At 63.6% G+C, this 20,290-nt stretch carries 18 protein-coding genes and 1 pseudogene; 9 read left to right on the top strand and 10 right to left on the bottom strand.

All coding sequences use genetic code 11. From position 1 onward, the window contains the following. Nucleotides 1-44: 44 nt before the first annotated feature. Together P8014_RS05005 and P8014_RS05010 are read right to left on the bottom strand one after the other, a co-directional pair. Nucleotides 45-1,265, bottom strand: a complete 1,221-nt coding sequence (locus tag P8014_RS05005) for an HDOD domain-containing protein (RefSeq protein WP_337816204.1) — start codon at nt 1,263-1,265, stop codon at nt 45-47. 402 nt (nt 1,266-1,667) lie between these two features. After that, nucleotides 1,668-2,594 (bottom strand): chemotaxis protein CheV, encoded by a 927-nt coding sequence (locus tag P8014_RS05010; protein ID WP_337816205.1) that lies wholly within the window; start codon nt 2,592-2,594, stop codon nt 1,668-1,670. 306 nt (nt 2,595-2,900) lie between these two features. On the opposite strand from P8014_RS05010, the gene flgA reads away from it, so the two are divergent. The 4 genes from flgA to P8014_RS05030 all read left to right on the top strand — a co-directional run bounded on the left by flgA (nt 2,901) and on the right by P8014_RS05030 (nt 5,703). Next, nucleotides 2,901-3,638 (top strand): flagellar basal body P-ring formation chaperone FlgA, encoded by a 738-nt coding sequence (gene flgA, locus P8014_RS05015; protein WP_337816252.1) that lies wholly within the window; start codon nt 2,901-2,903, stop codon nt 3,636-3,638. 168 nt (nt 3,639-3,806) lie between these two features. After that, the gene (gene flgM / locus P8014_RS05020; protein WP_337816206.1) at nt 3,807-4,130 is read left to right on the top strand and encodes a flagellar biosynthesis anti-sigma factor FlgM; all 324 of its coding nucleotides are present in this window, start codon (nt 3,807-3,809) and stop codon (nt 4,128-4,130) included. A gap of 20 nt (nt 4,131-4,150) precedes the next feature. Beyond that, nucleotides 4,151-4,612, top strand: a complete 462-nt coding sequence (locus P8014_RS05025) for a flagellar protein FlgN (protein ID WP_337816207.1) — start codon at nt 4,151-4,153, stop codon at nt 4,610-4,612. 209 nt (nt 4,613-4,821) lie between these two features. After that, on the top strand, nt 4,822-5,703 hold the full coding sequence (locus tag P8014_RS05030) for a protein-glutamate O-methyltransferase CheR (protein WP_337816208.1): 882 nt from the start codon (nt 4,822-4,824) through the stop codon (nt 5,701-5,703). Between the two features lie 45 nt (nt 5,704-5,748). On the opposite strand, the gene P8014_RS05035 is transcribed toward P8014_RS05030, so the two are convergent. The 3 genes from P8014_RS05035 to P8014_RS05045 all read right to left on the bottom strand — a co-directional run bounded on the left by P8014_RS05035 (nt 5,749) and on the right by P8014_RS05045 (nt 8,393). Further along, nucleotides 5,749-6,501, bottom strand: coding sequence for a PilZ domain-containing protein (locus P8014_RS05035; protein ID WP_337816209.1), 753 nt, complete (start codon nt 6,499-6,501; stop codon nt 5,749-5,751). An 80-nt stretch (nt 6,502-6,581) separates the two neighbouring features. Further along, nucleotides 6,582-7,478 (bottom strand): GGDEF domain-containing protein, encoded by an 897-nt coding sequence (locus P8014_RS05040; protein ID WP_337816210.1) that lies wholly within the window; start codon nt 7,476-7,478, stop codon nt 6,582-6,584. Between the two features lie 219 nt (nt 7,479-7,697). After that, nucleotides 7,698-8,393, bottom strand: a complete 696-nt coding sequence (locus P8014_RS05045; RefSeq protein ID WP_337816211.1) for an MBL fold metallo-hydrolase — start codon at nt 8,391-8,393, stop codon at nt 7,698-7,700. 69 nt (nt 8,394-8,462) lie between these two features. Between P8014_RS05045 and P8014_RS05050 the strand changes: the two genes are divergently transcribed. After that, complete coding sequence (locus P8014_RS05050; RefSeq protein ID WP_337816253.1) at nt 8,463-9,527, top strand: PA0069 family radical SAM protein; 1,065 nt, start codon at nt 8,463-8,465, stop codon at nt 9,525-9,527. On the opposite strand, the gene P8014_RS05055 is transcribed toward P8014_RS05050, so the two are convergent. Both P8014_RS05055 and P8014_RS05060 read right to left on the bottom strand, forming a co-directional pair. Next, nucleotides 9,509-11,701, bottom strand: coding sequence for an FUSC family protein (locus tag P8014_RS05055; RefSeq protein ID WP_337816212.1), 2,193 nt, complete (start codon nt 11,699-11,701; stop codon nt 9,509-9,511). The genes P8014_RS05050 and P8014_RS05055 overlap by 19 nt on opposite strands. Nucleotides 11,702-11,768: 67 nt before the next feature. Next, on the bottom strand, nt 11,769-12,968 hold the full coding sequence (locus P8014_RS05060; protein WP_337816213.1) for a glycosyltransferase: 1,200 nt from the start codon (nt 12,966-12,968) through the stop codon (nt 11,769-11,771). Between the two features lie 142 nt (nt 12,969-13,110). On the opposite strand from P8014_RS05060, the gene P8014_RS05065 reads away from it, so the two are divergent. The 4 genes from P8014_RS05065 to P8014_RS05080 are packed head-to-tail and all read left to right on the top strand — an operon-like array spanning nt 13,111 to nt 17,864. Next, nucleotides 13,111-13,530 (top strand): secondary thiamine-phosphate synthase enzyme YjbQ, encoded by a 420-nt coding sequence (locus P8014_RS05065; protein WP_337816214.1) that lies wholly within the window; start codon nt 13,111-13,113, stop codon nt 13,528-13,530. A 16-nt stretch (nt 13,531-13,546) separates the two neighbouring features. After that, the gene (locus tag P8014_RS05070) at nt 13,547-14,212 is read left to right on the top strand and encodes an ABC transporter ATP-binding protein (protein WP_337816254.1); all 666 of its coding nucleotides are present in this window, start codon (nt 13,547-13,549) and stop codon (nt 14,210-14,212) included. Next, entirely contained in the window at nt 14,209-16,716 is a 2,508-nt protein-coding gene (locus P8014_RS05075; protein WP_337816215.1) for an FtsX-like permease family protein, read from the top strand. The genes P8014_RS05070 and P8014_RS05075 overlap by 4 nt, the downstream gene beginning before the upstream one ends. Then, nucleotides 16,713-17,864, top strand: a complete 1,152-nt coding sequence (locus P8014_RS05080) for a lipocalin-like domain-containing protein (RefSeq protein ID WP_337816216.1) — start codon at nt 16,713-16,715, stop codon at nt 17,862-17,864. The genes P8014_RS05075 and P8014_RS05080 overlap by 4 nt, the downstream gene beginning before the upstream one ends. Before the next feature lie 17 nt (nt 17,865-17,881). On the opposite strand, the gene P8014_RS05085 is transcribed toward P8014_RS05080, so the two are convergent. From P8014_RS05085 to P8014_RS05095, 3 genes and pseudogenes are all read right to left on the bottom strand, one after another. After that, complete coding sequence (locus P8014_RS05085) at nt 17,882-18,751, bottom strand: DUF945 family protein (RefSeq protein WP_337816255.1); 870 nt, start codon at nt 18,749-18,751, stop codon at nt 17,882-17,884. A 27-nt stretch (nt 18,752-18,778) separates the two neighbouring features. Next, nucleotides 18,779-19,471: pseudogene (locus tag P8014_RS05090) on the bottom strand (DUF945 family protein); the annotation flags it as partial. A gap of 36 nt (nt 19,472-19,507) precedes the next feature. After that, a complete protein-coding gene (locus P8014_RS05095) occupies nt 19,508-20,101 on the bottom strand; it encodes an HAD family phosphatase (protein WP_337816217.1) in 594 nt (197 codons plus the stop codon). Between the last annotated feature and the right edge of the window lie 189 nt (nt 20,102-20,290).

Raw genomic sequence — 20,290 nt, forward strand, 5'->3', positions numbered from 1 at the left:
CGGCGCTGGTGCAAAGCGGTTGCGGAGTCGGAGGGTATCCTCCATCAGCTCAGGAATTCGCGAATGGAGGCGATTTCCTCTGCAGCGTCTTCGAGCACCTGCAGCGTGCGATCGGATTCGAGTGCGCCGAGGCCGAGTTTGTTGAATGCCGGAACTTCGGTTATCTCGGGCATCGGCAGGGGGGTTGGCGAGCGCAGGTTGGCGTATAGACGTGCAGCGATAACCACGTCACACAGGTCGGGTTTGGGATCGTCATCGCGTTCCCAGTGTTCGGCTTCCTCGGCGGTGCGGATGAAGTCGCGATCGAAGCCCCATTCCTTGAGCAGCAAGCCGCCGATCATCGGGGTGAACCTGTGCAGCGCACGATCGACTTCTTCCTCGGTGGCTGGAAGCGATTCGAGATACAGGAGAATTGGTACGGCTCCGATGCGATGCAATAGACCGCCGAGAAGCGCTCGATCCGGGTCGATATGACGAATGTGACGCGCAATCACGTAAGCCAGAGCCGAGACTTCCACGCTCAGATCCCAGCTCTTGCGCATATGTTGCGAGATGCTTGGCGATTGGGTCTTGAAGGAGCCATGCAGGGCGATGCTCATGGCCAGGCTGGAGCTGCGTTTGAGTCCGAGGCGGGTGGCCGCGTCGCGAATGGAATCGACGGGCCGCGAACCGCGGTAGGCGGCACTGTTGGCGGCCTGGATGAGGCGCGCCGCCAGCGAGGGGTCGGTTTGAATGATTTTAGCGATGTCGTTGATGCCGGAATCCGGATCGTCGGCCAGCATGCGTACGCGGACTGCCACTTCAGGCATGCTGGGAAGCTTCATCTGGCCATTGTGGAAAGCCTGATACAACTGCGCGAGCATGCCGCCTTCGACATCGTTGAGGCTCGCTTCGTCGACGTCGTAGGAGGCGCTGATCAGCTCTTGTATGGCCGCTCGGTTGATGCTTAGAAGCCGCGCCGGCGTGGTGGTGGTCGCATATTCGATCTGCTCTGCGGCGTTGTCTGCGAACACGGGATGCTGAACGCGCTTGGGATCGAGTTCGGGATCGAGATGTTCGACCACAGAACCCTGACCGATCAGATCCATGGAACCCTCGATAAGATAGCTGATCCAGCGTTCTCCGTTGCGCGCCGGCAGGCGTTTGCCGACCTCTATGCTGTCGAGGCGAGACCGTTTGAGCAGTTCGGTGCGATCTGCATCGGATAGGCCGTCCAGAGGAATAAGTCGAGCGAGAAAGTCGGTGGAAAGTTCGAGCGGTGGCATGTTGGGGCAGTGGCCTGTGTGTATGGCGTACCGCGGCAGATTACCATCTTGCCGCGCCTGTTCACATGACTGAGATGGACAGAGGCTAGACGATATTCAGAGTCTCGGGACCAAGGCGCGGACGCAGGTAATGGCCGGACCGTGCCAAGCTGTGCAACACAGAACCGGCACTTCTACGGCGCTCCTTGCAGGCACACGAGTGTCGCTATCCTCCGTTCGACTTAGGGATACGCTGATTCAATGGCCATGCGGGCGATATTTGCCACGTTGCGCGCTGCTTGCTCCTTCGCCTATCCAACTTGGTGTGTCTCACTCGCTAAGCTGCGGGCGCCTTGCGGTTCATTCTGCTCGCTTATTTAATCAGCGCATTCTTAGTAAGTTCGGAGTGCCGTAGAGATCGGCTCAGTCATTCTGTTCCAGCAGTTTGAGTACGGTCGAGGCGAGTTCGTCCGGTTGGAATTTGGGCAGGAAGCCGTTCGCGCCGACGCGTTCGATCATGGCCTGGTTGAATGACCCGCTCAGCGAGGTATGCAGGATGATAGGGAGTTTCGCCAGCCGTTCGTTGGCACGCAGGCTGCTGCAAAGCGTGTAACCGTCCATGCGCGGCATTTCGATGTCCGAAACCACTGCGTCGAACCATTCTTCCGGGGCGCTCTGTGCGGCCATGGCTTCGAGTTTCTCCAGCGCCTCGCGCCCGTCGTTGGCGAGTTCGACCTCGACGCCGATCTGCTCCAGCGTACGCCGAACCTGGAGCCGCGCGACCGAGGAATCGTCGACCACCAGCACGCGGTGGGGCCTCTCCTGCTGCACCGTGGCGGCTTCGTTACGCAGGTTTTCGGAGACTTCCGTCGAAATGCCGCGGACATCGGCCAGGATGCGTTCCACGTCGAGAATTTCGATGAGCTGGTCTTCGTGCTGGGTGACCGCAGTCATGTAGTGCCCGGAGCGGCTGCTGTTGGGCGGGGGCAGCACGGCTTCCCAGCTGATGTTGATGATGCGGTCGACCGCGTCGACGCGGAAGCCCTGAACCATACGGTTGAACTCTGTGACGATGATGAAGCCCTGGCCCATCGGTACCTGGCTATGACGCCCGAGCGGGCTGGCGAGTGCGATCAGCGGTGTGGCGTGGCCGCGGATATCGGCTATCCCTAGAACATAAGGGTGGGCCTGAGGGACGGGCTTGTACTTGGGCTCGGGAATGACTTCGCGGACCTTGAAAACGTTGATGGCAAAAAGTTGCCGCGCATCGATCTTGAACAGGAGCAGTTCGAGCCGATTCTGCCCGGCCAATTGGGTGCGTTGGTCGACGCTGTTGAGGATGTTTGACATGAGCCTCTCCGGGCTTGGCTTGATTGATGTGCGGACAAGTTCTCCGGCAACAAGTGCTGCGCCGCTTTGGGCACAGCTTGCGGGGCCTGTCCGGCCATTCGCCTCCTGAGGAGGTCTTGCATTATAAATCGGCAGATGTAGCTTGAAGTTTAGCTTGTATCGGCCTGTATGCGTCGGTTCGTTGGTCTGTCGTTCTCATGGGATCAGCTTCGGGCGCGATATTTGCTAAAGCATTTAGCATGTTTCTGTTCATGCTCTAGGAATTGTGGCGAAGAAGGTATGTCGAATGACAAAAAAATGACGATGATGGGTGGTCGAGGCGAGCGCGTGATCGGATATTGGCGCGCCATAGTCTTGTTCAGTTGTCTGTTTGCGTTCTTTGCTCCGTCAACGACTTTCGCAGAACAGTTCCAGACGCTCGCTTCGATCCGTAAGATAGCGGCCGACTATGCTCGCGGGGAGGCGCGGCAGGCTATGCCTGCCGCGCGCTTGGAAGTGCGCTCCGCGACGCTGGATTCGCGCTTGCGGCTGCCTTTGTGTCAGCGCCCTCTGAGGCCTTCCATGCCCTCCGGGAGTAGCAAGGTTGGGCATACTGTGGTCAGTGTGCGTTGCATCGGCGCACACTCATGGAAACTGTATGTGCCGGTCGACGTCAAGGCGCGGCTCAAGGTTCTGATTGCCGCGCAGCCCCTGGAGCGCGGGGCTCAGGTCAGTGGGGCTATGCTGAGTATGGCCGAACGCAATGTGGCGCGCTTGCCTTATGGCTATTTTACGCATCGCAATGCGGTGCTTGGGCAGGTGTTGCGGCGTAATCTGTCCGCCGGCGAGGTGCTTACTCCGGGGATGCTGCATCCGCCTTTGCTGGTAAGACGGGGGCAGGTGGTGACGCTGACTGCCGGCGCGGAAGGATTCAGCGTCAGTACTCAGGGTGTAGCCCTGCAGAACGGGGAGCGTGGCGCTCTGGTGCGGGTGCGCAACAGCCGTTCGAAACGGGTCGTGCAAGGAGTGGTGACGGGGTCCGGGCAGGTGAGCGTGCAAGGCTGAGTGTGATTCGCGGGTGCCGTGTTTCAAGCCTTGTATACTGTTATGGAGGAGTGACTTCACGGCGATGCGATTGATTGGAAGATAGGCCTAAAGTTATTCCGATCCTTGCCGATAAGACTTGCAGGAAAGAAGTAATGAACCGCTGGTTGCGGCGGTAGGGAGTTGATAATGAGTATCGACGTCAAGGACGTGCAGCAGCTTGGGACGCGCCCAGCCGGCTCGACGGTTGCCGGCAAGGCTGATAAGGCAGGAGCTGCGGCGGCGTCTGGAGAGTCTGTGAAAACCGGCGCCGGTGCTGCCGGCGATTCGGTCAGCCTGACGCAGACCGGCATGCAACTGGCGCAAATGGAAAAACAGCTTGCTCATCAACCAGCGGTCGATTCGCAGCGGGTTGAGCAGATTCGCCAGAAACTCCAGTCCGGCGATTACAACATCGATCCCACGCGCATCGCCAACAAGCTGTTGGGATTTGAATTCCCCTCCAAGTCCTGAGTTCAGAGAGGAAAAGCCCGATGAGCAGCGAAGTATTCCAGAGGTCCCTTTTCGACGCGCTTCGGGATGAGTTGTCCGGTGCGGAGTCCTTGCGCGCCGTGCTTGAGCGCGAGGCTGAAGTGCTGACTTCGCTGCAGATCGAAGATATCGGCGCGGTGGTCGCTCAGAAGCAGGAAATGGTGGCGGCGCTGCAGGACGCGGCCGAACGCCGCAATGCCGCGGCCGAAGCATTGGGTTTCAAAGCCGATGCTTCCGGCGTGATGGCGTTTATGGAGCAGGCAGAGCCGACAGCTGCGCTGCAGGGGGTTTGGCGGAGGCTGGAAGCAGAGATTTCGGCCTGCGCCGAACTCAACCGGCACAACGAGATGTTGAACAGGGGAGGGCAGCGCCGCATTCAGCAACTGATGCGTCTGCTGCGCGGTGAGCCCGCGGAACCGCTGACCTATGATCAGTTGGCGCGCAGCACCGCTGCCGGCCTCTGAGCGCCCGCAGTTGTAAGGCGCAGAGTGCCTTGACTGTCTCGGGTGGAAGGAACCTCCTTTTTCTTTCGCGAATCCCAAGTCAAGTACTTCACGAACGGATCGACACGAACGGATCGATATGAGCGCTCGGCCCATGTGCTGGTCGCCGAATCATCGTATATTGAAAGACGGCGAACCTGCTGGCTTGCTTGGCGCTTTGGCGCGTTATAATGCGAGTAGGCCGCGTCCGACTTGCGGTGGTTTATCGCGTGATTGGGGGTACGGCGTTGGCCGACAATCGTCTCACTGAAGCTGAATACGACGCTTTCCGAGAATTTCTGGCACGTTCCAGCGGAATTGTTCTGGGAGAGCAAAAACACTATTTGGTCGTCAGCCGGCTCAGCCGGCTTGCGCGCGACGCCGGTTTGGGTTCCCTGAGCGAGCTGCTGGCGCGTCTGCCGCGCGACCGGGCGCTTGCGCGGGAAGCGATAGAGGCGATGACGACCAATGAGACCTCCTGGTTTCGCGACCGCCACCCTTATATGAATCTGCGTGACCATATCCTGCCCGAGCTTGGGGCGCGCTCGCGTTCCCTGCGGGTCTGGTCTGCGGCCTGCTCCTCGGGGCAGGAGCCCTATTCCATTTCCATCATGGTTGATGAGTCGCAGCGTATGCATCCCTTGGTGCCCGCGCCGCAGGTGCAGATCGTGGGTACCGATGTCGCGGAGCGGGTGATACGCGATGCGCAGTCGGCCACCTACGATCGATTCAGCATGGGCCGGGGTATAGACGACGAACTCCGTGCACGCTATTTCGTGCAGCATGGCGAAACCTGGGAGCTGAACGCCAGGATCAAGTCGCGCGTCAGCTTCCGCGTGTTCAATCTGCTGGAGAGCTACGCGGCGCTTGGCCGCTTCGATGTAATCTTCTGCCGCAATGTGTTGATCTATTTTTCGGCGGCGACGAAGGAGGACGTCCTCCGGCGTCTGGCTCAGGCCCTGAATCCAGGGGGTTATCTCATGCTGGGGGCGGCGGAAACGATTGGTGGTGCGGGCGAACTTCTGGAACTGGTGCGCTTTGGCGCCGGCAGCGGGTACCGGCGCCGCGCTTGAAGCGGGTTTCCATGGGACGTATGTAAATGGTGCTGACCCGGGAGATCAGTCGTCCTTAGGTTGTTTGCGAAGCTGTTCGCGTTCGAGGTGGGTGACGCTGCGCTGCAGCAGTCTCTGATCCTGCGGTCGCAGCTCGCGGAACGCTAGTCCGACCTGTGCATTCTTCTGGTTTTCGTTACGCTGCATATGGCGGACTTCAGCCTTGACCGAAAGCTGCCCCTGACCCGGTAGATCGATTTCGCAATCCTCGACGATGGTGCCCAGCTCCAGGTCGTCGAGTTCCTTGAGCAATGGCAGGATAACGGAAAGACCTCCGATGGAGAGATCGCGGAGCTGGCCGTTTAGCGGAGCGTTGTTGTCGCCTTTGATGTGGACGGGAGTTCTGATGCCCATGGACACGACGGCGCGAAAACTTTCACGGCGCTGTTGATGGCGCACGGCGTGCGGAAGGCTAATGCGATGGAAGGCGATGCCGTCCTCGATGCCGGAGTCGCGGATGTCGGTCTGGAACGCGGTTTTGACGCCATGCAGCTGGCCCAGAATCCATAGCTTGCCGCTCCGCGCCATCATCTGGTTGCCTTGCTCGGGAACGAATTCGTCCAGGATCAGCGCCTTGTCCTTTTTGCGTATTTCGACGATTGCCGTGCTGAATGCATGTCGACCGCCGTCGAGCAGGGCGGTCAGCAAAGTGCGTTCGCGCCGAAGTTCGTCAAGCAGGTGTACGATGCGGTTCTCGTCCTGAATGATCTGGTAGTCAGGTTCGATATCCGGCGGTTTTGAGAAGGACTGTTGAATCAATGCCCGGTCCAGCTTATGTCTGTGTGCATCTTAGCTGAATTTGCCCGTCGGGAACGAATGTCGATCCGGTTTCGAGTCTGTCAAGATACGCAAACCGCATTGCGTCCCTGGGTCTTGGCCTGATACATGGCTGCGTCGGCACGGGCAAAGAGCGTTGTCGGGTCCTCGTCGTCGCGCAGCTGGCTGACGCCCAGGCTGATCGTCGGGGAGACCTTGCCGCCGCCTTCGAGCAGGCAGGTGTGGTCAGCGACTGCCGCCCGCAGTCGCTCGGCGATGCTCCCGGCGAATGTTGCATCGACGCCGCTCAGTACGAGTACGAATTCCTCGCCGCCGTAGCGGAAGATCAGGTCGAAGTCGCGCAGGCTGCCACGCAGATGTTGCGCCACGCAGCGGATGACCTGATCGCCGCTGAGATGGCCAAAGCGGTCATTGATGCTTTTGAAATGGTCGATGTCGACGAGGACCAGGCTCATGGGTCGGTTTGCGCGGCGCGACAGGCTTATTTCGCGTTGCAGCTGGTGCATCATGTTGGAGCGGTTGCACAGACCGGTCAGCGGGTCGGTATATGCGGAGCGCAAGGCTTGCTGGTAGCGCAGTGCATTGCGCAGGGGATACATCAGCAGCGTGAGCAGGTCTTCTACGTACTGGGATTCGGATTCCTCGAACGGTTTGGCGCGGTAGAGTTTGAACTCACCGAGTTCGTCGTCTTCTAGTTTGAGCGTGTAGGCAAGCTCGTGCCGGTTCAGGTGTCCGTCCTGGCAGTTGATTGCCTCCGACCGATGGCGGTAGCGGTAGCCGTCAAGGCCGACTTCGCGGGTGATCAGTCGTGCGAACTCTTCGACCAGCTCCTTCGCGTCGAGGGACTGTTGCAGTCGTAGCAGCAGATTCAACGCGTTGTTCTGGGCGGTCGAGCTGGCGGTATCCCGGGGTGTGGAGGCTTCGCCGCTTTTTGCCTTGTTGAAATCGAAAATTGCCATGAGAGTCGCATCCGTGTGTTTGCAAAGCTTTGAATGCGAAACTCGTGCCAGATGTGGAGTATTCTTTAAAATCCTTTTAAATCAGGCTATTGCTATATTCTAGAGGAGCGGTCCTGATGAATATGACGGATGTTTGACGTCGACTCATGGGGAGGCGCTCATCAGCGTCAATAATTTCTTCACATCGATTCGGTGGCTTCCGTCATGCCAGGCGTGAACTCAGTCGCATTCGGGACCATAGGGTGTATGACGGGTGCGGTCGTGTTCGTGCATGCGGTAGTGTACGAACCGGTCCAGTTCGGTGAGACGCATGAATGGATTGCAGGCGGCTTGTTCTTCCAGTGTTGAGACGGTTTTGACCGCGTAGTTGTGGCCCGGATGGATGGTGGTGGCGGCGGGCAGGTCCGCACGCAGATGCCGCAGGGTGTCAAACATCATTTCCGGATCACCGCCCTTGAGGTCGCAGCGTCCGCAGCCGAACACGAACAGGGTATCGCCGGTGATCAGGTCGTCGCCGAGATGGAAACAGGCCGAGCCGGGTGTGTGTCCGGGGGTGTGCAGGACCTCTATCTTGGTCTCCCCGAGGCCGATGCGGTCGCCGCCGTGGTGCAGGCTGGGCCGTGCCAGAGGGTGGCCCCAGAAGTCCGCTTCGGGCTTGAGCAGGTGTAGTTGCGCATCGCTGTCCTCGAGCACCGCATCGATTCCATTGATGTGGTCGTGATGGCTGTGGGTGAGCAGGATGTCCGTGATGCGTACGCCTTCGCGCTCTGCGAGCGCCAGTACGGCGGGAACGTCCCAGGCGGGATCGACCACGGCTGCCCGGTTGCTGGTGAGGTCGTGCACGAGGTATACGAAATTTTCCATTGGCCCCAGCTCTAGGGCATGAATACGATAGCTTTGGGAGGGGGTGATCATGGCACGCGTCTCCTGGTCGAGCGGGTGTCGTGGGCGGAGGTGTTCGTGAAGGATTTTCCAGATTGCGCCATACCGGTACGACCGCGCAAGGGGCGTGGTGCCGTCGGCAATCCGGCGGGGCGTTTCGAGACCCTGTCCAGGGTGGCCGAGGATGACGGCTGGTTCAGGGAAGCTCAAAGCGAATCGTTGCGTACTACGCTCGAGGTGGATACCGCGCGCAGTGTGATCTCGCGCAACAGCTCGCCGGACGTCCCGTTCGAGCAGTCGGTGAATCCCTATCGCGGTTGCGAGCACGGTTGCGTGTACTGCTTCGCCAGACCCACGCACGCCTATCTCGGGCTATCGCCGGGACTGGATTTCGAGACCCGGCTGTTCCACAAGCCGGACGCGCCGGAACGTCTGGCCGAGGAGCTTTCCGGGCGCGGCTATCGCTGCCGCCCGATTGCGTTGGGCATCAATACCGACGCCTACCAGCCGGTGGAAAGACGTACCCGCCTGACACGGCGGCTGCTGGAGGTCTGCGCCGACCGTAACCAGCCGGTATCCATCGTTACCAAGTCCGGCTTGATCGAGCGCGACCTGGATCTGCTGGCGCCGATGGCGGCGAGGAGCCTGGTGCAGGTCATGGTGTCGGTAACCACTCTGGATAACGGATTGGCGCGTAGGCTGGAGCCGCGTGCGACAGCGCCTGCGGGCCGCCTGCGTGTGGTCGCGGCACTGCGACAGGCCGGGGTGCCGGTCGGCGTGCTGTGTGCGCCGATAATTCCGCTGGTTAACGATGCTGAGATCGAGGCCATTCTGGAGGCGGCGCGCGATGTCGGCGTCATTGCGGCCGGTTATGTCATGTTGCGGCTTCCGCATGAGGTCAAGGATCTCTTTCGCGAATGGCTGCACCATCATCTGCCGCTTAGGGCCGATCACGTCATGAGCGTGTTGCAGCAGATGCGTGGCGGCCGGGACTACGAGTCCACCTTCGGGGCGCGCATGCGCGGCCGCGGGCCGTTTGCCGACCTGGTTGCGCAGCGTTTCGCGCTGGCCAGTCGGCGTTGTGGCCTTGACCGGGGCCTGCCTCCGCTGGATTGCTCGCGATTTCGGGTGCCGGCTCGCCAGGGTGATCAGCTGGCGCTGTTCTGAGCGTTCAACTGCCTGCGGGGCAGCGGCCGCAGACGCAGCGCGGCGGCATACAGCGCGGATACGTCAGTGGCGATCTTCTGCAACAGCGGTTCGATCAGCAAACGCTGTTCGTAAGCGGACACCTCGCTGGACGGGGTTTCGCGCAGTGCGGCATCGGTCGCTTCGAATGCGGTCAGTTCCGGGCGGACCTCGAGTCGTCCGGCAATCGTTCCCGCCACGGCGTCGAGCGTCAGCAGGAGCTGGTCGGTCCAGCGTTCGAGCGCATCGCGGGGATAGGCTTGGAGCGGAGCGCCGAGGTGTTCGCCCAGCGCAGTCAGGTGCCGACTCATGCGTTCGTTGTACGAGACGAGGCTGAGCGTGCTGGCGACGTCGCCGCGCGTATGCGCGGGTTCGGCGAGCAGGTTCTGGTAGGCCGCATCGGTATTGACGGCCTCCAGCTCGGCCAGGCGCCGCAATCCATGTGTCGTCTGGTCGAATTCGCCGCCGCCGGCCAGGCGTTCGAGTATGGCCTGAGCGTAGTCGCGGTTGGCTTCGAGCGCCTGCGCGAGTTGCAGCGGCAGACGTTCGCGCTGCCAGCTGGGCCAGAGCCAGTAGCCGGCCAGCAGTGCCAGCACCGCGCCGGCCATGGTGTCGGCGATGCGCTCGAATATGGCCGGGGTATCGCCCGGCATCAGCAGGTCGAGCAGAAGAATGACGAAAGGGGTGAGCAGGGTGACGCCGAGCGTGTAGCGACTGCGCAGGAACAGCAGGGTGAGAAAGATGAGCGGCAGAAGGGTCAGTTCGATGAGCAGCCGTTCGTGCACCAGGGTGATCAGCACTCCGGCGATGGCAACGCCCGCGATCGTGCCGATCGTGCGTTGCACGGAGCGCTGGCGGGTGCCCCCGAAATCAGGCTGCAGCACGACCATGACCGATAGCGGTATCCACAGTCCGTGCGGTAGATGCGGCCAGGTGTAGCAGGCCGTTGCGGTAGCCATGGCCAAGCTCATCCGCAGCGCGTGGCGAAAGATCAGCGAACGGGTGTTGAGATTGGCGCGCAACGCGAGCCGGCCGCGGCGGATCAGGTCGCCGATGTAGATGCGCGGCAGCAGGCGGTTGCCGAGGCCGTGTTCCTTGCCGAACAGCTGGGTCAGTATTTCGGCTGCGTTGTGCAGGTGCAGCAGCGTGCGGTCCAGTACGCCGATGGCGTGCTGAAGGTTGAGCTGCAGAGTGTCGGGAATGTCCTCGCTCCGGCGCGTGCGTTCGAGTTCCTCGCGCAGTTCGGTCAGCCCGTCTGCGAGCGGTTGCAGGTCAAGTTCGCCGCCGCCGCGGTTCAGGTGATGGGCGATAACAAGGTTGGCATCGGCCAGCGCGGAAACTGCCCTGGTGTAGATCGCTAGTGCGTTTTCAGACTCGCGACCCTCACTGCGTTGAATGTCGGCCAATGTGACGGCGTTGGCGCCTATGCGGGCGGCACTGCGTACCAGGACGAGCAGGCGCGGCAGAGTGAGGCTGCGTCCGTCGGTGCCCGAGCTGAGTTGGCCAATGGCCTGACGAGCCCGCTCGATGCTTTGGCGCAGGGCATGGCGGCGTTGGGCGATTTGTTCCTCGGAGGCGGTGAAATCCTTATTGGCGGCGGTGCGTACGAGCGCGGCGACCTTGGCGAAGCAGTCCGCGACTTCGTATTCCAGGCGTTTGTAGGGGCGTAGCGACCAGAGCGCGAGTGCAACGCACAGGGTCCAGACGGAGCCGAGTAGCAGCGCCCCGGCATATTCCAGCGCCGAGATCGATGCGCTGCCGCCCAGAGCTGTGCCGATCAGGTATGAAACGGCGGTTGCGAAGCCGAGCGAGGTGCCAAGCTGGCCTAGACTGCGGGCAAGGCCTACCGCCAGGGACAGCAGCGTCATGCCAAGCGTGACTGCCCACCACCAGGGCATGAGCAGGCTGCCTAGTGTTGCTGCAGTCGGAACCAGGATGCAGGCCAGCAGCAGGGTAAGCACCCGCCCGCGATAGGAGCCGCCAACGTCCGCCATGGTGCTCTGCAGCGCACCGATGGTTGCCAGCAAGCTTACGGTCGGATGACCGAGGGCGTTCAAGGCGATCAGCGGCGTGCCCACGGCGATTGTGCCGCGCAGGGCGACCGAGAAGTGCAGCGAGAACGGCAGAGTGCCAAGAAGGCGGCGGAGAGGGGGCATGCGGCAGCTGGGTGGCGGTGGGGATGTCCTCTTATTGTGCCATCCCTGCCGCGGTCTTCGCTGGGAATCAGATCTTGAGTGCGGAGCCGGTACGACCGGTTGCGGGGTAAGTGGACGGGCCGGCGTGTACGAGGCTGCGATAGAAGTCCGCGAGACGCTCGGCTTGGGCGCGAGCGCTCCAGCCACGGACATAGGCCGGACCCTCCGTGGCTAGACGCTCGCGCAGCCCGGGATCGCGGAGTAGGTGCAGGACCTTGGTGCTGAAGTCTTCCAGGTCGTTTTCGGCTATGAGCGCGCCGCAGCCCGGTTTGAGCACGTCGCGTGTGCCCATGACGGCAGTCGACACCACGGGCACGCCCAGCGCGAGCGCTTCGAGCAAGACTAGGCCTTGGGTTTCGGTGCGCGAGGCGAACACGAAGGCGTCGCCGGCGCGGTAGCAGTCGAGCAGTTCGCGCTCACGGTCCAGATAGCCGACGAAGCGGATGTGTGCGCTTAGGCCGAGGCGTCGGCTGAGGCGTTTGAGATAGGGCACCGCCGGTCCGTCGCCAGCAATGATCAGCACGACCTGCTGCAGATCGCGCCGAACGCGGTCCAGCATCCGCAACAGAAAACCGATGTTCTTCTCGTGGGCGATGCGCCCGACGTGCACCAGCGTGGGTTGGTCGGCGCCGATGTCCAGACGGCTGCGAAAGACTTGTCCGTCGCCGCCGTGGAAGTTTTTCGAATCGATGCCGGTAGGGATCACGGAAACCGGTGTGTGCACCCCGTAGGCGCGCAGGCGTTCGGCCATGGCTTCCGAGGGCACGACCAGGCCGTCGAGATCGTTGCATTGAAGGGCGGAGAAGCGCCGCGCGATGAAGCGGGCTAAGGATTTGGGCAGGATCGGCAGGTAGTGGTACAGGTACTCCTCAAAAAAGGTATGGTAGGTTTCCACTCGAGGAATGCCGAGTCGGCGGGCCAAGCGCACGCCGGCGTGGTGTGCTACGAATGGTGTCTGGATGTGCAGGATGTCGTACTCCTGCTCTGCAAGTTCGGCGGTCAGTTCGAGCAGCGCGTGGCGCTGCATCATGCGGTCTTCCGGGTCAGCGAAGACGTAACGCGAAGGCATGCGACGGATGCCGACTTCCGGTTTGGCGGTGGAATAGTCGGGAGCGATCACATGTACCGTGTGGCCCAGCGCTTCCAGTTCGCGGCGAAAGGTGGCGATGGAGGTGGAAACGCCGTTGACTCGGGGGAAGTAAACATCGCTCAACATCGCGATTTTCATGCAGTTGCCTCTGCACATGTAGATTCCCCGAAACTACACGGGGCAGGTTTCAGCAGCATGACTCGCTACCTTAAAGTGTAGCCGTCGGGCGGTTGATGAATATTTCGTCAGGTTCCGGCCGAGGCGCTGAGGGAATTCACCTATGACGAGTGCGCAGTATGAGATCATCGTTGCCACCCGTGGGCGCGACAGCGTCGAGTTGACCGCGCAGGTCGCCGCACATGTGCGCGAGTCGGGCGTGCGGATAGGGCTGTGCCACGCATTCGTGCAGCACACCAGTGCGTCGCTGATGCTGTGCGAAAACGCCGATCCGGACGTGCGCCGGGATCTGGAGGCATTCATGCAGCGCCTCGCCCCCGACGGCGATCCGTTGTTCGTGCACCAGAACGAAGGGCCGGACGATATGCCCGCGCACGTGCGTAGCGTGCTCACCGGTGTCGACCTGACCGTGCCGATACGCGAAGGGCGTCTCGCCCTGGGCACCTGGCAGGGCGTCTATCTGTGGGAGCACCGCAGCCATCCTCATCGGCGCCGCGTGCTGGTCACGGTGCAGGGTGACTGATTTCACCACCGCGGCCGTGTGCCTGCGCGGCCTGCGCCACGTCTATCGCGACGGCGCACGCGAGCATGTCGTGCTCAAGGGAGTGGACATGGATATCGTGCGCGGGGAACGGGTGGCGTTGCTCGGGCAGAGCGGCTCGGGCAAGTCCACGCTGCTCAATCTCATCGCCGGCATCGAGCCGCCGGCGGAGGGTAACGTCTGGGTGGCCGGCACCGAGTTGAGCCGGCTCGGCGAGCATGCGCGTACCTTGTTCCGGCGCAGCCACATCGGCTTCGTCTATCAGTTCTTCAATCTCATCCCCACGCTCACCTTGCTGGAGAACGTGCGCCTGCCGCGCGAACTCAACGGCGCAAGTCCGGCCGACGCGCGGCGAGCCGCGGCGGACTTGCTGGCGCGGGTCGGTCTCGGCGACCGTGCCGGTGCGTACCCGGAGCAGATCTCCGGCGGCGAGCAGCAGCGCGTGGCGATTGCCCGCGCACTGGCGCATCGCCCGGCGCTGATTCTCGCCGACGAACCGACCGGCAGTCTCGACGCCGATACGGGGACGCAGGTGCTCGAGTTGCTGGCCGAGACGGCTCGCGCGGACGGCAGCGCGTTGCTGATGGTGACGCACAGCGAGGCCGTGGCGCAGTCGGCGCAGCGTGTGTTGCGCCTGCGCGACGGCGTGCTGGAAAACGCGTGAACATTACCGGCCGGCCGCTGATCGCGCTCGCCGGCCTGCGCTATTGGCTGCGCAATCCGCTGCAACTCGTGCTGGCGTTGGCCGGCATCGCCCTCGGCGTGGCGGTGGTGGTTGCCGTTGCCCTGGCCAACGCCAGCGCCCTGAGGGGATTCGAGGCGAGCACCCGGGCCTTGGACGGAGCGGCCAACGCGCGCATCGTGGCCGGCCCGCGAGGCCTCGGCGAGACGTTCTACGTGCATCTGCGCGTGCATGACGGATTCACCCGTAGCGCCCCCGTGGTCGAGGGCTATGCGCGCGTGGACGGGCGGACGCTGCGCCTGATCGGCATCGACCCCTTCGCCCAGGCGACTCTGGCGCCGGGACTGCTCGGCGCCGGTGCCGGTCTTGCCGCGCTGATGACGTCCGGCAACGGCGTGCTCATGACGCCGGCGACCGCGCACGGCTTGGGGCTGGCGGACAATGGGGCGTTCACCGCGCAGATCGACGGGCGGCCGCGCCGTCTGCGCCTGCTCGGTGCTCCGGGCGGCGATGCAGCGGCGTTGCGTGGCGTGCTGATCACGGATATCGGCACGGCGCAGGATCTGCTCGGCCGGGTCGGACGGCTCAGCCGCATCGACCTGCGACTGTCCCCGGGTCAAATGGAGCGGGTGAAGACGCTGCTGCCGCCCGGGGTGCGGCTGGTGCCGGTCGCCGCCAAGCTGGCGGATGCCGCTCGCGTGACGCGGGCGTTTCGTCTCAATCTCCTCGCGATGAGCGGTCTGGCGCTGCTCATCGGCGCCTACCTGATCTACAACACGCTGGTCTTCTCGGTGCTGCGCAGGCGCCATCTGGTCAGTCTGATGCGGGCGCAGGGCGTGACGCGCGGCGAAGTCGTGCGGGGCATCCTCGGCGAGGCCACAGCGCTGGCGGTGCTTGGTGCGCTGCTGGGACTTGGGCTGGGAGTGTTGCTTGGGCGCGGCCTGGTGCGGCTGGTCACGCGGACCATCAACGACCTGTATTTCAGCCTGACCGTAGATCACCTGTTCCTGAGCCCCTGGGTGCTGACGGAAGGCTTTGCGCTGGCGCTGCTCATGGTGCTGGTCGCCGCCGCACCGTCTGCGCTTGAGGCGGCCGGGCTGCCGCCGCGCGGCCGCGGTCTGCCGATGTCGCTGGAGGCGGTGTCGCGGCGCCGCGAACCCTGGCGCGTGCTCGCCGGAGCGCTGATGCTGGCCTTGAGTGCGGCGATCCTGCTGTGGCCGGGCGGAGGACTGCTCGGCGCCTTTGCCGGCCTGTTCCTAGGCGTGGTCGGCGCGAGCCTGTGGGTACCCGTCTGGGTACGCGTAGTGCTGTGGCTGCTGGGTATGGCGACTTCGCGGCTGGGTATCGGCGTGCGTCTGGCGGTGGGGGGCGTGCGTGCTTCCCTGGGCCGCACCGTGGTGGCGGTGGCGGCGCTGTCGATTGCGCTGGCCGCATCCATCGGTGTCGGCATCATGGTCGACAGTTTCCGCGCCACGCTGGTGGACTGGCTGGGGCAGAGCCTGCGCGGGGACATCTACGTCAACGCCCAATCCGGTCCGGGTGGGCGTGGTTTGGCGCCGGGCTTCGTTGCGGCGGTGGCGGAGTTGCCGCAGGTGGCGAGGGTGACGTCAGGACGCCACGCGCGTATCGACGGCCCGGACGGGCCGCTGGCGCTGCTGGCCCTCGGCGAAGCCGCCGGACATCATCCGAACGCCGTACTCAAGCGCGCCGAGCCGGGCGTGTGGAAGGCCTTCGCCGCCGGTCGCGTGGTGCTGGTCAGCGAGCCGTTGGCGAGCCGCCTGGATCTCAAACCGGGCGGCACGATCGCGCTGGATACCGTGCAGGGGCCGCACCGTTTCCGCGTCGGCGGCGTGTTTTACGACTACGGGGGCGGTTCCGGTCTGGTGATGCTGGCCCGCGGCCTGTATCAGAGGTTCTGGGATGATCCGGCGATCGGCTCGCTGGCGGTCTACCTGCGTCCGGGGGCATCGCTGGATACGGCGCTGGAAGCCGTTCGCGCGCATGCCGGTACGGCGGGCGTGGACGTGTCGGTGCGCGCCAACGGAGCCATCGTGGCGAAGTCGCTCAGGGTGTTCGACCGCACGTTCGCCATCACCCGGGTGCTGCGCGTGCTGTTGCTCGCAGTGGCCATGGTCGGCGTGCTGGCGAGCCTAATGGCCCTGCATCTGGAGCGCAGCCGCGAGCATGCCACGTTGCGCGCACAGGGCATGACGCCGCTCGGGCTGTTCGCCCTGGTCGGCGGGCAGAGCGTATTGCTCGGGCTGCTGGCCGGCCTGGCCGCTCTGCCGTTGGGGCTGGGCATGGCTTGGGTGCTCACGGAGGTGGTCAATCCGCGCGCCTTCGGCTGGACGCTGCAGTGGCATTCGGAGCCGGCCCTGCTGCTGGAGGCGCTGGCGGCGGCGGTGACTGCGGCGCTGCTGGCCGCGCTATGGCCGGCCTGGCGCATGGCGCGCACGCCGCCGGCCCGGGCCTTGAGGGCGGAATGATGCGCGGTCTGCTCCTGGCTGTGGCAGTGTGCGGTTCGCTGATGCTGTCGGCCTGCGGACAGGGCGGCGATGCCCGCCGCACCGGCATCGATTTGCAGCAGGCCCTGGGCGGAGGCGATACGGCGGGCTTCGCGCGCGCGCTGGCGCCGCGGCCCTTCGTGTTTCCCGCCGACTACGGACCGCACCTGCATTTTCGTACCGAATGGTGGTATTTCACCGGCAACCTGCATGACACGCAGGGCCGTCCCTACGGTTTCGAGCTGACCTTTTTTCGTGTCGCACTCGATCCGCACAAGCCGACCGGTGCTTCGCGCTGGTTGACCAATCAGCTCTACATGGCGCATTTCGCCGTTACCGACGTGCCGGCCGGCCGCTTCTTCGCCCGCCAGCGTTTCGTCCGCGGGGCGCTGGGGCTGGCCGGTGCACGGGCGCGGCCGTTTCGTGTCTGGACGGGGGACTGGTCGGTGCGCGGCGGCGCCAACGGTGGTTTCCCGTGGCGGCTGTACGCCGCCGATAAGCAGGCGGCGCTGGAACTCGCCCTGAAACCTGGGCAGGGGGTGATTCTCAACGGCGATCGTGGCTTGAGCCGCAAGGGTTCGGCGCCCGGTGACGCTTCGTACTACTACTCCATGCCGCGCCTGGCCGCCACCGGGAGCCTGCGGCTGGGTGGACGCACGTTGAAGGTGAGCGGCACGGTATGGCTGGACCGCGAGTGGAGCACTTCGGCGCTTGCTCCCGAGCAGATCGGTTGGGACTGGTTCGCGCTGCGTCTGAGCGATGGTTCGGATCTGATGTTCTACCGTCTGCGCGACCGCGGCGGGAGCACCGACTCTCACAGTGCAGGCACCTGGGTGTCACCCCGGGGGCGGGTCGAACATCTCGGCGCGGATGCCGTGAAGATCGACGTGCTGAACCATTGGGACAGTCCACGCGGTGGACGCTATCCCGCGCGCTGGCGGCTGCGCGTACCTGAGCTGGGTCTGAACCTGGAGGTCCAGCCGCTGCTCGCCGACCAGGAACTGGATCTGGCGGTGCGTTACTGGGAAGGCGCCGTGCGCGTGCGCGGCACGCGCGCCGGCAGTCCGGTAAGCGGTGACGGTTATGTCGAGTTGACCGGTTACGCCGGGAAGCGGCCCGCCAGACGCTGACGGACCGCGTTCCGGACTCAGCCTCTCCAGACCGGGCGGCCGTTGACCAGCAAGGTGCTGTTGCGGTAGTCGAGCTTCAGCGAATAGTCGTTGCCCTGCTGACTCAGCAGCCCCTGACTCTGCAGCCGGTCCAGGTAGCGCTGCGAGGTTTCGGCAAGCTGGTCTGCCGGGACGCCCTGGCGGGTCAGGGCAAGCGCGGCGATCTGGTGCGCCAGCGGGCCGGGGATGTTCAGCGTCAACTGTGCGACGAGATCCTCCGGCAGCGTGGTCAGCGACGGCGTGGCGCCGTTGGCCGGCTCGATCCGGGCCTCGCCCTTGCCCTGCAGCGCACCATTCGGGGTGCCCAGGTGCAACTGCGTGAGTTGCAGTACGGGTTTGTGTTCGACCAGTCGCTGCAGCGGCGGCATCAGGACACCCGCCATGCGCTGGAACACGAACTGCGGCGGCACATCGCGCCGCGTGCGCTGCATTTCCTGCAATGCCTTGATGGCGTCACGCATGGCGGGTACGTACAGGTGGCTCATCTGCATTTCGAGGGTGGCGGGGGAGTAGTGCTGACCCTTGGCGTTGATGTCGGCCACGTTCCAGCGCACGCTGGAGCCGGTGTAGTTGTTTTTCGGGTCGTTCGTTGTGCTGTTGAGCGTCATGTCCTTCATGGCGAACAGCGGCGTTTTCGCGTTGGCCGGCTCGCGCATGCTCATTCCGCCCAACACCATGTCGGCCTTGCCGGCGACGATGCCCTGCGCGAAATGGCTGTCCGCCTCGATCTTCATTTTGCCGATGTCGAATGCGAAGGTCGTGTTGCGCCTCTTCTGCGGGCCGTTGGCCTGCATGCCGTCCCAGCTGATGCTGTAGCGCCCGGCACTCTGGTTGTCGACGATCTGCATGTCGTTGATGACCAGCCTGATCGGAGTGACGCGGATGTGCGCGGGGCGTGGACCTTCCTTGGCGACGGTCAACTCGCCGGTGTGGCCGGAGCCGCGCAGATGCTGGCCGTTCTGATCGAGCTGCAGATCGGAGGCGGTCCAGCGGATGTCGTCTCCCTTGGCGTTGGTAAGCTTGCCGGGAGTCATGTGGAATTTCAGTGCGTTGCTGCCGCCGAGCCCCACGACGTCGCGCAAACTGTAGCTGCTGCCGGATTTGCGCAAGGCCTTCTCCAGGCCGTCGATGCGTGTGTCGATGACGGCGCCGACGGGCATCAGGCTGATGCCGTCGCGCCGCCAGGCGGCGACTGGGATCGGGCCGTAGGCGATCGACAGGCGTAGAACGATTTCCTAGGTACCGTTGCGCTGCAGTTCTTTGAATCGGGGGTCGACGGGGAGCAGCTTGAGCGTTCCCTGCTGTCCGAACCAGTTGTAGGCGATGCGGTCGTAATGCGCTTCGAAGAGGCCCTGCTGATTGATCGCGTCGACGGTCGCGGTGATCTGGCGTTCGGTGATCCGGCTGGCGTACCAGGGGCCGAGGCCGATAACGAGCGCAAGCAGGGCGACGATCAGCCCCAGCGCGACGTAGAGCTTTTTCATGTCTTGTCTCCAGGAATAGTTGTTTGTCTCGGGGCGGAGCCGACATGGGGACGGCAAGCCCGCAGCCTCTATTTTTCCACGCATTTTGTGTTCTTTTCGTGTCTATTGGAACCCCGCCTCTTATCCCTCCAGTCGCGTGAGCAGGGCATCGCGGCCGGTGAATACATGGCCCTGCAGCCCCAGCTCCTCGGCGGCGGCGACGTTCTTGCCGGAGTCGTCTATGAACAGGATCTCCTGGGCCAGGGCGCCCAGCGCTTCGATGCAGTGGCGATAGGCTCCGGCCTCGGGTTTTGCGTGTCCGATGTGGCAGGAAAAGGCACGCATGGCGAAGTTGTCGAGCCAGGGGTTGCGCGGCTCGAACACGGCGGCGTGCTCAGGGGGAATGTTGGAGAGCAGTCCGAGGTGGCGGCCGGCGGCAGCGAGTTCGCCGATCAAGGCGACCATCTCGGAATCCACGGCGCTCCAACTCGATACGTCGGCGTCGATCAGCGCGGCGATGCGGGCCTGCGAGAACTCCGTGCCGACTTGGGCGGCGACCCGGTGCCAGTAGGCCCTACCGTCGATGTCGCCGCGATCGTAGTCCTGGCGCTGTCCCCAATAGGCGTCCCATAGAGCCTGGTTGTCGATGTCGGCAATGCGTTCGATCCGCGCACGTCCGGCTTCCGATTGCCGGCAGGCGATGACGCCGAAAAGATCGAACAGCAAGGTAGTCATGGTTTGGCTCCAGGGCTTGTATGGGCAGGCGTGAGGCTGGAGCCGATGGTACCCTATTGCGCCGGCAGTCAAATATATACAGCTTCCGCCCGCCGGTGCAGGGTATTCGACAATGCCCTGAAGACCTACTGGGTCAGCGGCCTAGGCAACGCAATTCGGTTGCCGCTGCATCGCAAGCCCGATTCTTTC

Origin of the sequence: Acidihalobacter sp. (assembly GCF_037381185.1) — a bacterium.
Classification (GTDB): domain Bacteria; phylum Pseudomonadota; class Gammaproteobacteria; order DSM-5130; family Acidihalobacteraceae; genus Acidihalobacter_A.

Excerpts from the sequence above, each read along its gene's own strand:
- P8014_RS05005 (WP_337816204.1), bottom strand. The coding sequence starts at position 1,265 with ATGCCACCGCTCGAACTTTCCACCGACTTTCTCGCTCGACTTATTCCT.
- P8014_RS05010 (WP_337816205.1), bottom strand. The coding sequence starts at position 2,594 with ATGTCAAACATCCTCAACAGCGTCGACCAACGCACCCAATTGGCCGGG.
- flgA (WP_337816252.1), top strand. The coding sequence starts at position 2,901 with ATGGGTGGTCGAGGCGAGCGCGTGATCGGATATTGGCGCGCCATAGTC.
- flgM (WP_337816206.1), top strand. The coding sequence starts at position 3,807 with ATGAGTATCGACGTCAAGGACGTGCAGCAGCTTGGGACGCGCCCAGCC.
- P8014_RS05025 (WP_337816207.1), top strand. The coding sequence starts at position 4,151 with ATGAGCAGCGAAGTATTCCAGAGGTCCCTTTTCGACGCGCTTCGGGAT.
- P8014_RS05030 (WP_337816208.1), top strand. The coding sequence starts at position 4,822 with ATGCGAGTAGGCCGCGTCCGACTTGCGGTGGTTTATCGCGTGATTGGG.
- P8014_RS05040 (WP_337816210.1), bottom strand. The coding sequence starts at position 7,478 with ATGGCAATTTTCGATTTCAACAAGGCAAAAAGCGGCGAAGCCTCCACA.
- P8014_RS05045 (WP_337816211.1), bottom strand. The coding sequence starts at position 8,393 with ATGATCACCCCCTCCCAAAGCTATCGTATTCATGCCCTAGAGCTGGGG.
- P8014_RS05055 (WP_337816212.1), bottom strand. The coding sequence starts at position 11,701 with ATGCCCCCTCTCCGCCGCCTTCTTGGCACTCTGCCGTTCTCGCTGCAC.
- P8014_RS05060 (WP_337816213.1), bottom strand. The coding sequence starts at position 12,968 with ATGAAAATCGCGATGTTGAGCGATGTTTACTTCCCCCGAGTCAACGGC.
- P8014_RS05065 (WP_337816214.1), top strand. The coding sequence starts at position 13,111 with ATGACGAGTGCGCAGTATGAGATCATCGTTGCCACCCGTGGGCGCGAC.
- P8014_RS05080 (WP_337816216.1), top strand. The coding sequence starts at position 16,713 with ATGATGCGCGGTCTGCTCCTGGCTGTGGCAGTGTGCGGTTCGCTGATG.
- P8014_RS05085 (WP_337816255.1), bottom strand. The coding sequence starts at position 18,751 with ATGCAGATCGTCGACAACCAGAGTGCCGGGCGCTACAGCATCAGCTGG.
- P8014_RS05095 (WP_337816217.1), bottom strand. The coding sequence starts at position 20,101 with ATGACTACCTTGCTGTTCGATCTTTTCGGCGTCATCGCCTGCCGGCAA.